General features: G+C 36.3%; 14 protein-coding genes. 2 read left to right on the top strand and 12 right to left on the bottom strand.

Features of this window, described 5'->3' with window-relative positions:
- Window positions 1–201: 201 nt before the first annotated feature.
- The 10 genes from H7A25_09355 to H7A25_09310 all read right to left on the bottom strand — a co-directional run bounded on the left by H7A25_09355 (window position 202) and on the right by H7A25_09310 (window position 9,566).
- Entirely contained in the window at window positions 202–1,788 is a 1,587-nt protein-coding gene (locus tag H7A25_09355) for a SulP family inorganic anion transporter (protein MCP5500096.1), read from the bottom strand.
- On the bottom strand, window positions 1,785–2,609 hold the full coding sequence (locus tag H7A25_09350) for a 4Fe-4S binding protein (protein ID MCP5500095.1): 825 nt from the start codon (window positions 2,607–2,609) through the stop codon (window positions 1,785–1,787). The genes H7A25_09355 and H7A25_09350 overlap by 4 nt, the downstream gene beginning before the upstream one ends.
- Window positions 2,606–4,036 (bottom strand): metal (Ni/Fe) hydrogenase large subunit, encoded by a 1,431-nt coding sequence (locus H7A25_09345; protein MCP5500094.1) that lies wholly within the window; start codon window positions 4,034–4,036, stop codon window positions 2,606–2,608. Before H7A25_09345 ends, H7A25_09350 begins: the two co-directional genes overlap by 4 nt.
- On the bottom strand, window positions 4,029–5,243 hold the full coding sequence (locus H7A25_09340; protein ID MCP5500093.1) for a formate hydrogenase: 1,215 nt from the start codon (window positions 5,241–5,243) through the stop codon (window positions 4,029–4,031). Before H7A25_09340 ends, H7A25_09345 begins: the two co-directional genes overlap by 8 nt.
- The gene (locus H7A25_09335) at window positions 5,233–5,838 is read right to left on the bottom strand and encodes a formate hydrogenase (protein MCP5500092.1); all 606 of its coding nucleotides are present in this window, start codon (window positions 5,836–5,838) and stop codon (window positions 5,233–5,235) included. Before H7A25_09335 ends, H7A25_09340 begins: the two co-directional genes overlap by 11 nt.
- A 5-nt stretch (window positions 5,839–5,843) precedes the next feature.
- Window positions 5,844–6,713, bottom strand: a complete 870-nt coding sequence (locus H7A25_09330) for an NADH-quinone oxidoreductase subunit H (protein ID MCP5500091.1) — start codon at window positions 6,711–6,713, stop codon at window positions 5,844–5,846.
- A gap of 9 nt (window positions 6,714–6,722) precedes the next feature.
- Window positions 6,723–8,390 (bottom strand): hypothetical protein, encoded by a 1,668-nt coding sequence (locus tag H7A25_09325; GenBank protein MCP5500090.1) that lies wholly within the window; start codon window positions 8,388–8,390, stop codon window positions 6,723–6,725.
- Between the two features lie 65 nt (window positions 8,391–8,455).
- Window positions 8,456–8,797: a hypothetical protein gene (locus H7A25_09320; protein ID MCP5500089.1), complete on the bottom strand. Its 342-nt coding sequence runs from the start codon at window positions 8,795–8,797 to the stop codon at window positions 8,456–8,458.
- A 6-nt stretch (window positions 8,798–8,803) separates the two neighbouring features.
- Window positions 8,804–9,187, bottom strand: a complete 384-nt coding sequence (locus tag H7A25_09315; protein ID MCP5500088.1) for a hypothetical protein — start codon at window positions 9,185–9,187, stop codon at window positions 8,804–8,806.
- Between the two features lie 22 nt (window positions 9,188–9,209).
- Complete coding sequence (locus H7A25_09310; protein ID MCP5500087.1) at window positions 9,210–9,566, bottom strand: hypothetical protein; 357 nt, start codon at window positions 9,564–9,566, stop codon at window positions 9,210–9,212.
- 133 nt (window positions 9,567–9,699) lie between these two features.
- On the opposite strand from H7A25_09310, the gene H7A25_09305 reads away from it, so the two are divergent.
- On the top strand, window positions 9,700–10,995 hold the full coding sequence (locus H7A25_09305) for an AarF/ABC1/UbiB kinase family protein (protein ID MCP5500086.1): 1,296 nt from the start codon (window positions 9,700–9,702) through the stop codon (window positions 10,993–10,995).
- A 123-nt stretch (window positions 10,996–11,118) separates the two neighbouring features.
- Window positions 11,119–11,748, top strand: coding sequence for a hypothetical protein (locus H7A25_09300; GenBank protein ID MCP5500085.1), 630 nt, complete (start codon window positions 11,119–11,121; stop codon window positions 11,746–11,748).
- 10 nt (window positions 11,749–11,758) lie between these two features.
- Here the strand turns inward: H7A25_09300 and H7A25_09295 are convergent, their stop codons facing one another.
- Both H7A25_09295 and H7A25_09290 read right to left on the bottom strand, forming a co-directional pair.
- On the bottom strand, window positions 11,759–13,981 hold the full coding sequence (locus tag H7A25_09295) for a hypothetical protein (GenBank protein ID MCP5500084.1): 2,223 nt from the start codon (window positions 13,979–13,981) through the stop codon (window positions 11,759–11,761).
- A 140-nt stretch (window positions 13,982–14,121) separates the two neighbouring features.
- Window positions 14,122–14,736 (bottom strand): hypothetical protein, encoded by a 615-nt coding sequence (locus H7A25_09290; protein MCP5500083.1) that lies wholly within the window; start codon window positions 14,734–14,736, stop codon window positions 14,122–14,124.
- Window positions 14,737–14,859 lie beyond the last annotated feature (123 nt).

Genomic DNA, 14,859 nt, shown 5'->3' with positions numbered 1-14,859 from the left:
AAGTTATTCAGGTGTTAATGAAGGTTTTATCAATTATTAATTCACCATTCAAATTCTGAAATATTTTTTTTCTCACTGTATTATATTAATGATATGCTTTTTATCATACCATCGGATACTGTTTTGTACAATATCCGATGGAAATTGAGCGGGCACTTTATTGCTAAATTCACCTAATATTTAGAGAATTTAGATTTATGATTATGCTACTTTTTGCTTTTTCTTTGCTGCATGAGGATGTTTGGACAGTCCCTGCATATTTTCAATTCCCTGTAAAGTCAAATTTGGATTTAATACCGTAAGTTCAAAAAGTTTTACTACGATAGAATGATCGATATATTGTGTTTCTTCAAAATCAAGAACAACCTTTTTATTTTCATTTAATACTTCTTCTAATTCCTTATCCAGTGAGTAATAATTTGAAAAAACCAGGGAACCTTTTATTTTAAAAGTAACTGCATCTCCATTGACTATTTTTGTATATTCAGCTTTAAATGTATTTTTTAAGCTTAGTTTATTGAAATAGTTAATGATAAAATTCATTACCAATCCTGCAAAAACTCCGACAAGTAGATCTTCTGCAAGTGTAACGAAAACGGTTGTACCAAAAATAATAAATTGATCCACTCCTATTTCCATTGTATGCCAGAAAGTAGAAGGGGAAGCTAATTTAAACCCTACATAGATCAGAATCCCGGCAAGAGCAGAAAGGGGGATCTCATGTAATAATGCAGGAACACTCAGAACAAAGATCAATAAGAATAACCCGTGAAAAAAATTGGCCATTCTGGTTTTTGCATTGTTTTGAATATTAGCAGAACTCCTTACAATTTCTGCAATAATCGGTAAACCACCTATGAGACCGAGAAAAGTATTCGCTATACCTTTTCCAACAAATTCCTTATTTAAGTCACTTTTTCTCTGGTAGGGATCCAGTTTATCCACCGCTACTGCACTCAGAAGGGATTCAAGACTGGCAACAAAAAAGATACTGATAATAGCTATGATTCCTTTAGAACTCAGTACTTTAGAAAAATCAGGAAACGTTATTGCAGTAGAAAATTCTGTAGGAAGATTTATTAAGAAATTAGGTCCGAGAGAATATGTATGTTGTAAAAAAGTATAAGGATGCTGATGATCCAGATCAAAATAAAAACTCAACACAATACCGAGGATCACCGCTAAAAGAGGCGCAGGAATCATTTTTAAATATTTATTTTTAAATAATGGAAATATAGATGAAATTAGTAAAGCCAGAAAACCAATTAAAGCGATTTCCGGATTCATGTTCATAACGCTATGCGGTATCTCCATAATTTGTCCCAGTATAGATTTTGATTCAGGACTTACACCTAAGGCCACATGAATTTGCTTAGAAAAAATTATGATTCCTATCGCAGAGAGCATTCCATGCACTACTGATGAGGGGAATAATGCTGCATATTTACCCGTTTTTAAAATTCCAAATATTATTTGTATTATTCCGGCAATCACAATACAGGCGAGTGTTAATTTAAAACCCAGTACCCTGTTTCCCTCTCCCAGAGATTCTATGGAATGCAAGATAACCACAATCAAGCCTGCTGCCGGTCCGTTGATAGTTACATGGGAACCACTAACGAAGCCACATAACATTCCACCTACCACAGCCGCTAAAAGACCTGCTATCGGTGGTGCACCTGAAGCAGTTGCTATACCAATACTGAGTGGAAGAGCGATCATAAATACGATAAGACCCGCCAGTAGATCGTCTTTCCACACTTCCTTAAAAGTCAAATTATTGTTCATTGTTTTGCTCCCTTTATTTGTTCTTTATTAATAAATTCTGATATTTCTTTGGAAAGAGAATAATCAAGCTTTCCTTGAAGATATCGTAAAGCCTGTATAATTACATAGGGGGGAGGAGGATCTCCAATGATGTAGAGACCTGGTGATTCTGAAATTTCATTTTTTTCGAATAAGCCTCCACTGGCAGCTTCCGTTCCCACTGCTATAAGTAGTTTGGGTTTTACGAGACAATCCCAGGCCTTTTGTAAAGGAATTTGCATATTCTTTCCGATAGGACCGGAATACAAAATAGCATCTGCATGTTTTGGTGAAGCACAGGCCCGAATTCCTTCTGATTCCATATCGAATACATTATTAAAACTTGCATTCATTTCCATCTCGACCGTATTATTTCCCGATGCTGCTACTTCTCGAAAAACAAATCCTTTCTTTTTTACAAGATTTTGAAAACTTTTTTGTTTATCTGCTGCTGTATCTTCAGTTGTATTAAATCCATTGCTGTCGTAAGTATAGACAAGTGCTTCTCTTTGCAAAGAAAAAACAGATACAATAGAGGAATCTTTTAAAGTAGAAGTTTCACAGGTATCTATACAAAAACCGCATAAAGTACATTTACCGTAATCGATTTCAAGGCTTTTCTCTTTTCTAAAATGAATCGCTTTTGTCGGACAAATGTTCTCACAGGCTTTACAGGAGTTACAATGGTTCATATCCACCGGAACCGGTATACCTCTTGCTTCCATTTTTGTATGAGGAATAGAAGGATAATGCATAGTTGCAGGCTTTTTTATTAAGTTTATTAATTCAGTTAGAACACTCATAGATCTACTCCTACATAACTTAGATTGAAAGATTTATTATTCAGGGGAAAATCACCAATATTTTCACCTTTAACAGCAAGTTCAAGACCATGCCAGTTAAGAACGGAAGGGTCTCGAATATATGCTTCTTTTATTTTAGCATTTTTATCCAGGATGAAACCTGTGATGACTGAACCACGCCAGCCTTCTGCAATACCATAATAGAACTTACTTTCAATATCATACTGTCGATTATAGATGTTCGGAACATTCTGACTATTTGTTATATCCCAATAAGGTAATACATGAATTAACCATTCTGTACTATTCATAAACTCTAAATATCGAATTAGAAAACGAGACCAGGCATCCCCTTTTAAGGAACCTCTATCTAATTCTAAACTAAGTTTTTTTATTAGATTATAGTCATAATCTGAAAAGCGCGTATCCTGTCTGAGTCCGCAGCTTCTTGCCAGCATTCCGATAAAACCTTTTTTATAGGCTGTGCTTGCATGAACTGTTCCGCAAAATTGAAGTCTTTCGCGGAAGGTGGTTGACTTCATAGCTCTTCGAACATGTTTACTAATTCTTTTTTTTAGTAGAACCAGTCTTTGAACTAATTTATCTAAATCTAATTTACTAAGTTTGTTTTTTGTACGGATTTCTCCGGGGTATAAACTATTTCTTCCAAAGCGAGAACCTGTGAGTGCTTCTGTGATTCCAAGCGGAATACCTCTATCTGTAGAACCTACTGCCTGTAAAGGATAGAAAGCCACATCACCAGCAATGGCACCCAGGTCTCCGATATGTACGGCTATACGCTCTAACTCCAGAAGTATCAATCTGGAAAGTTGGATATGCTTTTCTACCTCGATATTCAAAGCATTTTCATACAATCTGGACAAACTTAAAGAATAAGCAATGGAACTATCCCCGGATACCGTTTGAATATAATGAAAAGCTTCAAAAGGAGATAAACCTTTTAGCTTTTCCAATATACCTCTTTTTTGAAAACCAAGGCGGATATCTAAAGATTGAATTTCTTCTCCTTTAACGAGAAATCTAAAATGTCCGGGTTCAATAATGCCCGCATGAATCGGTCCGACTGCATGCACATAATGATCGGCAGGAACCGGTATTTCCAGACCGGTAAAATTAAAGCTTTTTAGACTCTTGGAATATAATCTTTTTATAAGATTTCTTCTATCTTTAGAAAGATAATCTTCAAGAGGAATATTACGATAGTCTTCTTCAGAATTATCTACTCCGAGGGAATGCTGAAGGATTTGTATCGGATAAGCTCTATTTTTTACCAGTTCATTAATACTTAATCTGGTATTCTGTTCTACCCATATTTTCTCTTCGCCCACATAAAAAGTGTACATCTTATCACCGAGGCTGGGGTAAAAGAGACCGGTAATTGCTTTTTTTAGACGTTTATTATCCATGGAAAATTTCTCCGAATTGAATTTTATAAACTCCATAAGTACCTAGAAGAATTATCAGGATCATGAAGTGAAGAGTAGCAATGTAGCGTATCTTTATTATCTTCTTATCTTTTTCATTTATGGCTTTGTCTGAAAGATTACAGAGAGGTAAAAGTTTATAAATAAGAATCGCAAAAGAAATGGGACCCGAAAATAAGATAAATGGGACCCAATAAGCATTCCGAGCGAGTCCTGTAAATAATAAGAGTATGTCGCTTATAAATACAGGAGATAAGGGGAATGATAAAGAGATAAATACTGCAAATAGAAAAACATAAAGAATTCCTTTATGAATGCTTCCTGATTTAATTATTTCTGGAAGATCCCTGGTTTTTGTATTCATCCTTAAAAGACCCAGACTTAAAAACAACATGGTTTTAACCAGTAAAACTGTTAAAAGAATATAATAAAGAATTTCCATTTCCGGGCTAAAGTAAAGAATTACACCGAGCAAACCACTGTGAAAAAGAGCAATTTTTGCACTTAAACGTCTTATATCATTTGTATGGTAAAGCTTCCAGATGCTATAAAGTATAGTAATAAAGCTGAATATTACAAATACTGTAGAAGGACTTATATATTTGTGTTGAAGTGTTTTGTCCATCTGTATCAGGGGATAAATCGCCAAAGAGACAGCAGGTGGAACGAAGGATGCAATTAAAGCAGAAACCAGGCTTTGACTATCTGCATAAGTATCACCTACCCAGGAGTAATTTGGAAATATACCCAGCTTAGCAGAATAACCAAATAAAGTAAACCAGATTCCCACATGAACAATCAGTGTATCATGTTCATTAACAGATTGAGATACCAGTTCTCGATTTAAGCCCTTAACGGTACTTCCATAGAATATGAATAGCAGGCCTATAAATGCAATTCCAAGTCCGTAGGAATTCATAAGCAAAAACTTCCAGGCTGCTTTCATTGATCTTTCCGTCTTTGCTGTTGAAATTAAAACCGCTCCGCTGAGAGTACTGGCTTCAATTAAAACCCATTGTAAACCCATATCTTTCGTGAAGAAAGATCCGATAATGGTGGAAAGAAATAAAAGAATTATTAATGGCCAAAAAATAGTCCTTCCTTTTTCTCGCGTATTTGCAAAGATGAAAAGGAAGGTTAGGGTAAGGCCGGTATAAATGGCAAGACCAGCAAATATTTCAAGCTTCATGTAAAATCTCCTCTTTTCCGGATTTTAAAGTAATTGCTGCTACAAGAATCATTAAAGCGTCGATAAAGGTTCCTAGTTCAATTCCAAAGGGTAATCCTTTTCGTAATAGTAGGCTTAAAATAAAAGCTCCATTTTCAAAAATTACAAAACCGGTAATTAGCGCTATCCAGTGGGTTCGGATAATTAAAGTTAGCATACCGGTATAAATCATCAGAAAAACATATATTAGATCAATCTTATGAATTCCTTCAGAAAAACTGCTTAACTTATTTGCAAAGGTTACGGTAACTACAAGACCGAGCAGAAGGAAAAAAGATGTAGCTATAGAACCTATTCTCGGATTGGTAGCTTCCGGTAAGTGCTTTTTTTCTGTAATCCAAAACAAGACATATGGAGAAAGAAAAGCCTTGAATATTAGGGTTAAAAGAATTAGTATGTGGGTATGAATCTCCTCAATGGGAAGCACCTGTAAAAGAGGAAATACAAGCAAAATTCCCTGGAATGTTAAAAAGCGAAATACCCTGTGTAAACGGTTTTCAATCAAGATAATTACACTTGAAAGAAGAAGTAAAAGATAAATAATATCATAAAACATAAAGTTTACCTCAATTTAATTAAAGTTCCCAGAAGAAGGATGAATATAAAAGTTAAGCCCATAATTTCAGGGTTCCATTTCCATTTTCGTCTCATGCGGGAGGCTTCCCATATACCTATTCCAACACTTAACAATAAACCTGAAATACCTAATATTCCATAGTGCCAGATCATTCCCATATCCTTTATATTGGAATGTTCGATTCCGAGGTTAACAACGAATATTAGAAGAGCTGAAAGTTTGATGGAAGCACTTATATCGAAAAGAGAAAGGCTTCTTCCGGAGGCTTCCAGTATCATAGCTTCGTGCACCATTGTTAATTCGAGATGAGTTCTTGGATCATCGAAAGGTGGTTTTGCTGTTTCTGCAAATATCAACACGAAGGAAGCTATGATAAAAAGAAAGCCGGCTATCATCACCTCAAAAGAGAGCTGGAGTTGGAGATGAGAGCCGGCAAAAAGAATAACAATGAACAGTATAGGTTCACCGCTTAGGGATAGAAGGATTTCCCTGGAAGTTCCGAGTCCACCAAATGAATTGCCCCCTTCCATGGCAAATAAAAGAATACACAAACGTGAAAGTCCTAAAAGAAAAGGAATTAATACCGGGGAAGACCATTCAAACATTACTAATGACCAGAGTAATAATGAAGCAAATACAGAAACATAAGGAACAATGGGGCTAAAAAAACCCGCTTCATTAGAATATAAGCTTTCCTTTTTAAAGCTTCTGCTTGCATCATAAAAGGCTTGCAGGATAGAAGGACCCTTTCTACCCTGTGCTCTTGCCCTGACACTGCGAATAATTCCCGGTAGAAGAATAGGGAAGCCTATGAAAATTAAAATTGCGATAATATAAGATAGTATATATTCCATGTTTTCTCCTCAGAATAATAATATACCTAAAATCAAAATGGAAAGAATAAAGACGAAAGAAGAAAAGGCAAGATAATTGGAAACCTCTCCACTTTGTTCTATTCCAGCTTTTAACTTTCGTATATTCATAAGAAATAAAAGATTTCTTTCCAAAAAAGTATCGATGATCGACTCTCCCTCGGAACTAATAAAGTATTTTCCTATGAAGGAATGAATCGGATCGGAAATAACCGAAGCAGGGATATTGGTTACTGAAGAGCTATAATTATTCCCGCAATCCCAACTCAGTTTACGAACGATAGATTTTCTTTTGATAAAGAGTAGAAATGAAATAAAAATTATAGTTAGAATACTTACAAAAAGTAAGGACAGAAACCAGTTTTGAAAGTTTTTATCCGTGAAGTATATTAGAAGAACATTCATAACTATTCCGAGAATTATCATACCGGAAGCATGGAGTATAAGAGATTTTTTAAGAAGAATCGGCTTATCTAATACCACTTTATCAAAATGTTTTTTATCCGGTAAGGAAAAAGTTGTGCTTAAGTATAATCGCAAGTGAGAGAAATCTCCAAGGATTATCCCGAAAATAACCGGAATAATTCCGGATAAAATGAATATTGAATCCGGAATAGATAAATCGATTATAAAAGAAAACATATAGAGTAGGCTTGCTGCAAAAAGAAAGCCAGGAGTTCCCGGTAGTCCTAAAAAGCTAAATGTACCTACACCTAATAGCCAGGAAGGTATTTGACTCAATCTTCCGATTCCTTTGGCAGAATCTATATCTTCTACATGAAATACTTTCGTTAAATATCCAAAAGAAAAGAATTGAAAACTCTTGGATAAACTGTGATTCAGGATACTCAGTAAGAAGAGCACATAAAAGCCATCAGATAAGAATCTAAGATTTTCGATACTTGAGCTTTTTAACTCAAGGAACATGAATAGGGAAAACCATATAAGATTGATATTTTCTATACTGGAATAAGCAAGGGATTTCTTAATGTCCTTATGAAAGAAGGCTGTGATTCCCCCAAAGAAAACACCGAGACCGGCTAAAGGAATTAGAATAAAACCGAGTTTTACCTGTTCCCAAACCGGTCCGATGTAAAGTAAAAATAATATAGGGGGCATATTTAAGTATAAGCTGGAAAATATAGCAAGACTATGAGAAGGCCCTCCGCTATCAGCCTTCGATAGCCAGAGATGAAAGCCGGAAAAAGCTGATTTTAAAAATAGGGCAGATATTAAAAAGTAGATAGCCTTGTCGTCTTCTTTTAAAAATACCCAGGTGGCCAATAAGAACATGGAAACTGCGCTTACAAGACTCAAGCTAAGTATACTCAAGATATCCCGCTTGAGAATCTTCTCTTTACCTATATAGAAAAGAAAACAGGCAGAAGCACTGAGTTCCCAAAAAAACCAGATCCAATTTGTTTTACCTGTAAAGTAAATTGCGGATAAACCGGTGAAGAAAAGAAAGTAAGCAGTATAATGAAGACTCCAATTTCGCTTATCTTCATAAGCCCGAACGTATAACAGGGCAATATTTCCAATCAGACCCTGGAGAAACAGAACCAGAAATAAAGGCCAGTTAGTACTACCTTGAAGATAAAGGTAGATAAGAGGGCATAGCAAACCTATACCCGTGAGTACGTGTAGAATATTGTACATGAAAACTCCTAATAAATTATGTGATAATGCTTAAAACACACCCGATTACTCGGATAATTAAAAACTTAGGAGTGTTGGGGAGGAGGTAGGTTTAGTAAATGAAAGGGTATGGAAAAAGTTTGAACTAAAGTTTGAGTAGAAATTCTTTTCGCTTTTATCTGTACAACATGAGAAAATAGATAATAACAGGAACAGAGTAAGCTGACTAATTGTAGGAGTTCTTCCTCTTCTTCGTTAAAGTCGAATATTTGAACATATCCGGGATTTTGGAAAGATGCAGATTTGACAGGACTTACAGGCTTAGAAACGAAAGAAAGAAGGTTTAAAAAACCTAAAAGGAGAAGTAGAGCTAAGCCTTTGAACTTCATAATTTCCATGTTATTATAACTCAAAAAATTATCAAGCATTTTCCATTATAATTTTGACGCCATAAGTAAAAAATATAAACCTCCTATAATGAAAACAATTCCTCCAAGGTAAATTCCGTTGACTGTAGTTCGCTTGATCCTGGTTTTAACTCCTCTTAGTTCATTCCTTGTCTTTCTAAGTTTTATCCAAAAATCTGTAGCAAAGAAATTACTCAAACCTATAAAAATAAAAAGCAAACCCAGAGGATAGAGTATTAGTTTAACATTATCTACTTGCTTTTTTCGTTCTCGTTCTGCTTTTTCATAACTTTCTTTCATTAATTTGTGTATAAAATGATTCTGCTCCCGATTTTTAGAACTATTCTCCTCAGAAAAAACGGGTCCATAAGATAAAGAAGTAATGATAAGGAAAAGATAAATTACTTTCATAAAATATACCTTATCTCTAAAACTACCATCTATCATCCTCTTCTTCTTTCGCTGATGATTCCATATTGCTTTGAAGGCTTTTTACTACCTCGGAAGTGATATCCTTTCCACCGGAAAAGTTTGTGATAAATGCAGCTATTGTATAGATAGGGCCCCAGGGTATCCCCCACCAGCCAAAGAAAAAGCTTATAATTGTAAAGATGAGTCCTTTAAACACCGGATTTTCTTCGGCACGAATAAAGTAAATTTTAGAAGGTCGTTTAAATGTCATTACAAGAATAGATATGCAGTATTCGTAATATACAAATTTTGCACCATTCCGTAGTTCTATATCCAGTTGAGCATAAGTTATGTTATCCAGACCCTTAATTTCAGACATATATATCTCCTTTTCGTAGGATATAGAAGATTTCTATTTTTGTAAAGACATTGTTAAGCAGGACTCAAAAATAAAGAAAACACTATATAATAATGTGGTTGTCACGAAAAGTGCCCGTAAAAAAATGGTCATTATGAAGCTAAAAGATCCCATTCGCTCCGGCATAAACGGAGCCGTACGTATCCTTCAGTCAGGCATGGTCTTTTCGGTAAAGCTTATGGCTATTACTCTGGATCTCGCTAATGGAAAAAAAAGCATAAATTTACCTGTCAGGCTCAGGGAAACTTTTGAGGAATTAGGAGCTACCTATATTAAACTCGGCCAGTTTATTGCCTCAGCCCCTTCCTTATTTCCTAAAGACTATGTAGAAGAAATGCAAAAATGTCTCGATTCGGTCAGGCCGGTTCCTTTCTATGAAATCAAGGAAACCATAGAAGAAGAGTTAGGAGGAAGTCTTTCTGACTTTTTTCGCCATGTAGACGAAGAACCGATCGCCTCCGCCTCTATTGCACAGGTTCACGGGGCTACTACACGAAACGGTCTGGATGTAGTGATAAAGGTACAGAGAAAGGATATTGAGGATATTCTGGGTGCCGATATGAACCTGATTTATCTGGCAACCCTGCTTTTTAACCAGATATCACCGGGATTAAGTAAATCCGGAATAATGGATATTGTAAAAGATTTTTATACCTCTATTTTAATGGAGACTGATTTTATTAAAGAAGCTGAGAATATCGAGCTTTTTGATAGGCACCTGCAAATGACAAGAGAAGACAGGGCCAGAGTTCCGAGGGTTTATCACCATTTGAGTACGAAAAAAGTTCTTACAATGGAAAGGCTGTATGGTGTTCCCTTGACTGACATAAAGAGCATTAAGAAATATTCCGATGATCCAAGACAAACCCTGATAAACGCTCTGAATATTTGGTTTACTTCCCTCGGCACTACCGGTGTATTCCATGCAGACGTGCACGCAGGAAACCTGATGGTTCTTACCGATGGAAAGATTGGATTTATAGACTTTGGTATTGTAGGGAAGATTTCGAAAGAAGTATGGCTCGGACTTTTAACCTTTATGGAGGGAATTGAATCCAATAATGCAGAATTAATGGCCAAAGGACTTATTGCTATGGATTCTACCGCTAAAGAAATCGATGAAAGGGCCTTTATTCGGGACTTACAGCGTGTTTTTGATGAAATTAATTCTATAGCTTTCAACATGCAGTCAGGCGTCGGTATGATCGATGAAGACCGATTAAACCGTGTAATGTTAGATTTAAGTGAAGTGAGCCGAAATAATGGTCTTAAAATTCCGAGAGAGTTTGGCCTTCTGATTAAACAACTTCTTTACTTTGATCGTTATGTGAAAGCTCTTGCCCCTGATATTGATCTTTTGCGAGATCAGAAGATGTATATCGGCCAGTAAAATATTTACCGGGGTGAAGTGACTTTCTTCACCCTGTCATTCATCTTTCTTTCTAAATTTTAAAAATCGCTTGAAATATATTCATTCCCCAGTATAAACAAAATGGGAGAACATAACCAAGAGATGAAGTATACGGAAGAATTCCGGGATGAAATGCCCAAAACGCTCAGCGAATTTGTGACATACCTGAAAAAAAAGTCCCAGACCAGCGAGTTTAAATACCTAATCGATGTACTCATAGAAAATGCTAAATCATCCAGTAATAACCTGACCTGGTCTGTGATCTACCAGGTTATTCGAGAAGCCGATGCAGGGAGGCTCTCCTGGGGGTATCACAAAGAACTTCTATGTGGAATATTCTTCATGCTCTCAAGAATTGGAGACAGTAAATCTTACCGCATTGTTATCAATTACGGAAAATCTCTGGACAGGCCCATTCCTCTCGGAGCCATCAAGTTCATTGCCAGTCAGCTTTCCAGCTTTCAGGATCTGGAAATTCGGGAATTGTTAGACCTGGCAAAAGATAAGTCTCATATAAAGTCTGCTTTTGGAGTAGTTTGCCTTTCGGTTCTCTTGATTGAGAATAAACTCAGTCCGGAAGAATTAGAAGAGTTTCAGGGAATTATAGATTTTTATTTGAATAGTGTATACTTTATGGATAACTACATAGAATCGATTAAAGAGCATATTGAAGATATGAAAGAGGGTAGTTTGAGTATGAACATGGATGAACTCGACGATCTTTTCTCCTGAATGAAAGGCTCTATACCCAGCCCGGAAATAATGTATCCGTTTCTCTAAACCGAACTTCTTCAAAAGCTCTTCGCAATTCTCTACAATACCATTGTATATCATAGCCTTTCTTGAAATCGTATTCCATAATCGAGATATAACGTTTACTCGGATCCCGGGCCCTGGAATCAAACACAATGTATTCGATCCTGTCTCCTCCTACGTGCTCTAGTTCATCTGTTTCTAATTTTTGTAAGATAATTTTTGATGCATTATTTTGTGTATAATCCTTCGATTTGCCTGAAACATGTTTATTTACCAGGAGTTCGTCGAGAGGAAGTTTACCGGAAGTGATGTAGGTATAGTATCTGCAATAAATCTTATATAATTTTGTATCGAGTAATTCTAATTCTTTTGCTGATTGACAGGTCCCTATTTCTTTAAATAGTTCTTCCTGAAACGTATGGATAATTTTAGGGACATCAGATTTGCGAACCATATAACCCCTGATCTTCAGCTCTCCATTTTCTTTTCTGCCATAGTATCTTGTAGCTACTGTATTTCCTTTTTTTACTTTTGATTCCGGAAAGACCAGGAAAGAATAATTGGCTTCATGGATAATCGGAATTTGAATAGAATTATAGATCTCGTTCGTAATCTCTAATATTTCATCTTTGCTAAATTTTTCTCCTCCCTTCCAGAGCCAGAGAGAATCTGTCAGGCCGTGAAGGAAAATATAACCCCTATCTTCCGCTATCTCTTTTGCACTTAAAAGACATTCTCTACCCCAGGCGGTAATGGCCTCGTGGGCTTCTCTTCTTCCATACTTGGCGTTTTTATAACCCGTATAACCAAAACTTGTTACCAGGCACCATTTAATCGCTTCAGAACGGTTGGTTATTGCCAACTTTTCTTTCATACTTAAATTTCTTTTGAGTTCTTCTATGAGTTCTTCTCTTCTGTCAAGGAGAGTCGAAATGGTATCTCCCACAATTCCCTTTCTTTTAGAACAGGTATGATAAGGTGTAAAAGGAACTACCTGTTTCGTTCCATCTTTTTCACAACAGGAGCAATTGATTGTTTCTCCGGATACATTATGATAGCGCATAATATTTGGGTATAGAGAACGAAAGTCAAGTTCCGCTACATTTTCATATATACCGGGAGCAGGAGGACGAAAGCTTATCCCGCCCTGATCGGTTTTGAGTATAATCGAAAGACTGCGGGGAAGAGGGGGTTTTCCTTTTATCCTTGGAATCGAATAACCTCGTTTTAAGGCAACTTCGTCTTCCATAGCGGACATGGCATTACCGGGGCTTGAGCGAGCCAGCTTCTGTATAGGAAGTCGAGATTGCCTGGCGATTTCCAATATGCCTTCTAACTTTGCTTCTTGTTGGAAGAAAGAAATGCCCTTGTCTATATGCAAACGACCGAAAAGGGGAAATGGGCTAACTTTAGACAGGGGACGGCCGTAAACTACAAAGGAGCGCTTACGAACGGATGGATTTCTTCTGTATACATATTCACTTCTATCCAGAAGGGTTCGGAGTTTGTACCGATTGCTCCATTGGAAGATAGTAGGCATGATCTTCTCATCTCCCCGAACAGAATAAATAATATCCGGATCCAATTCTTGAAGACAAAGATTGAGCTCTTTTAAGAAAGATTCACCCTCTGCACATATCTCAAAGCTTTTCCCGCTTCGGCTAATGAATGATACCGGATTGTCTTTGCCTATAGGTTTATAGATTCCAAATTTGGCTTTCATAAGAGCCATAGAAAAATTCGGAATGAAGACTTCCTTTGTTCTATGAATAGAATGGACCTGTCGATTTTTATCAAATTCCAGTTCCAGTTCACAGAGAGGAAATAGATCATGCAATAAGAAATATTGTTGCACTTCCAATAGATCGGCATTATAGTATTCTATGTCCTCGTCAAAGAAGTCAGCTTCTTTTAAAATTTTTTTATAGGCCAGGTATTTCTTCACTCGAACTAAAATGTAGTCTTTGGTTTGATTTTCCCATACATCTATTCTTTTCGTATTTTCCAATATATCAAAAATTCCCTTTTGTAGAAATTTATCAAAGTAGAACTTCCCTTTTTGAGTTTTAAGCTCGACTAAGATTTCCGGAAAAAATGTATCTTTTAAAAAATAGTTTCCTCCTTCTTTATCTTTTATCCAGAGGTTGATTTCAAAAGGTACATACCAGGCATCAACGAGACAGGCTGAGTTTAGATAGTTCACCTTCAAGTTTTTGTATCCTCTTCTCTAAACTGTGGTTCTGTTTGAGTAATTCCAAAAACAAAGACAGGAAAAATGTTTCTGAAGGAAAGGCATTTCCCTGTGTATTCCCTGCCTGTACATAAGAATTAGCCAGATTAAACAATTTATCAAAATAGTACCTGTCTGTTTTGGAGAGGGTTCGGCGAAAATTCGTCCATTCTGATTGCAGTTCTTCGAGTAAAATGGAATAGGTGGGGACTAAAATGCCCATAGAGATATTCCTCCTCTTTTTGGGATAGGTGGTTTTTGATGATTCCTTTTGTGCTATGAATATAAAGATGGCTTTTGTGAAAGAGGATTCGAATAAACTTTTTTCTTAGCTCAAATTGACGATCATAGTTGTATTCAAAAGCAAAAGAAAGCCTGTTGATTGCCGAAAGCTTTTTCAAGTCTCGCCTGAAAATAAATAGACGAACTCGTTCTTCGAGAGTATCGTCGGTATAGACTTCACTCAAGTTAAAAAGAACAGGAAGAATATCTTTCCCTCCGAGTTGCTTGAAAATGGCTCGAATATGGTGCATATTAACTGCACTGGCGACTTGCAGCCTTCCGAAGAGTTCCGAAGAGAAGTGCTTTTGTCTTGCATACTGTATGTAAGAACGAAAGGGGAAGCCCTGTGCCCCCATGATAAGAACCGGAACTTTTTTCATTGAAAGAGAATGCAAAATAAGCCTATAAACGGGTTCCTTTGAAGGTTCTTGAGAATAAACTGTAATATTCATCGCTCTGCACCGAAATACCAGAGTAGCAGATAAGAATGGAATAGTCAAGTATTTACTTAATCTTTGATAAGTTTTTTTTCGAATTATTCCCATCTTTAACCGGAATAAAGGGAAATTTAATCC

It is taken from the genome of Leptospiraceae bacterium (assembly GCA_024233835.1).
Taxonomy (GTDB): Bacteria; Spirochaetota; Leptospiria; order Leptospirales; family Leptospiraceae; genus JACKPC01.
Note: the sequence above shows the minus strand (reverse complement) of the source record. Positions and strands in the feature narration are given on the sequence as shown.

What these genes read in the sequence shown, in the direction of transcription:
- H7A25_09340 (MCP5500093.1), bottom strand. Translation starts at nt 5,243, where the DNA reads ATGAAGCTTGAAATATTTGCTGGTCTTGCCATTTATACCGGCCTTACC.
- H7A25_09325 (MCP5500090.1), bottom strand. Translation starts at nt 8,390, where the DNA reads ATGTACAATATTCTACACGTACTCACGGGTATAGGTTTGCTATGCCCT.
- H7A25_09330 (MCP5500091.1), bottom strand. Translation starts at nt 6,713, where the DNA reads ATGGAATATATACTATCTTATATTATCGCAATTTTAATTTTCATAGGC.
- H7A25_09315 (MCP5500088.1), bottom strand. Translation starts at nt 9,187, where the DNA reads ATGAAAGTAATTTATCTTTTCCTTATCATTACTTCTTTATCTTATGGA.
- H7A25_09350 (MCP5500095.1), bottom strand. Translation starts at nt 2,609, where the DNA reads ATGAGTGTTCTAACTGAATTAATAAACTTAATAAAAAAGCCTGCAACT.
- H7A25_09320 (MCP5500089.1), bottom strand. Translation starts at nt 8,797, where the DNA reads ATGCTTGATAATTTTTTGAGTTATAATAACATGGAAATTATGAAGTTC.
- H7A25_09355 (MCP5500096.1), bottom strand. Translation starts at nt 1,788, where the DNA reads ATGAACAATAATTTGACTTTTAAGGAAGTGTGGAAAGACGATCTACTG.
- H7A25_09290 (MCP5500083.1), bottom strand. Translation starts at nt 14,736, where the DNA reads ATGAATATTACAGTTTATTCTCAAGAACCTTCAAAGGAACCCGTTTAT.
- H7A25_09300 (MCP5500085.1), top strand. Translation starts at nt 11,119, where the DNA reads ATGAAGTATACGGAAGAATTCCGGGATGAAATGCCCAAAACGCTCAGC.
- H7A25_09335 (MCP5500092.1), bottom strand. Translation starts at nt 5,838, where the DNA reads ATGTTTTATGATATTATTTATCTTTTACTTCTTCTTTCAAGTGTAATT.
- H7A25_09310 (MCP5500087.1), bottom strand. Translation starts at nt 9,566, where the DNA reads ATGTCTGAAATTAAGGGTCTGGATAACATAACTTATGCTCAACTGGAT.
- H7A25_09345 (MCP5500094.1), bottom strand. Translation starts at nt 4,036, where the DNA reads ATGGATAATAAACGTCTAAAAAAAGCAATTACCGGTCTCTTTTACCCC.
- H7A25_09305 (MCP5500086.1), top strand. Translation starts at nt 9,700, where the DNA reads ATGAAGCTAAAAGATCCCATTCGCTCCGGCATAAACGGAGCCGTACGT.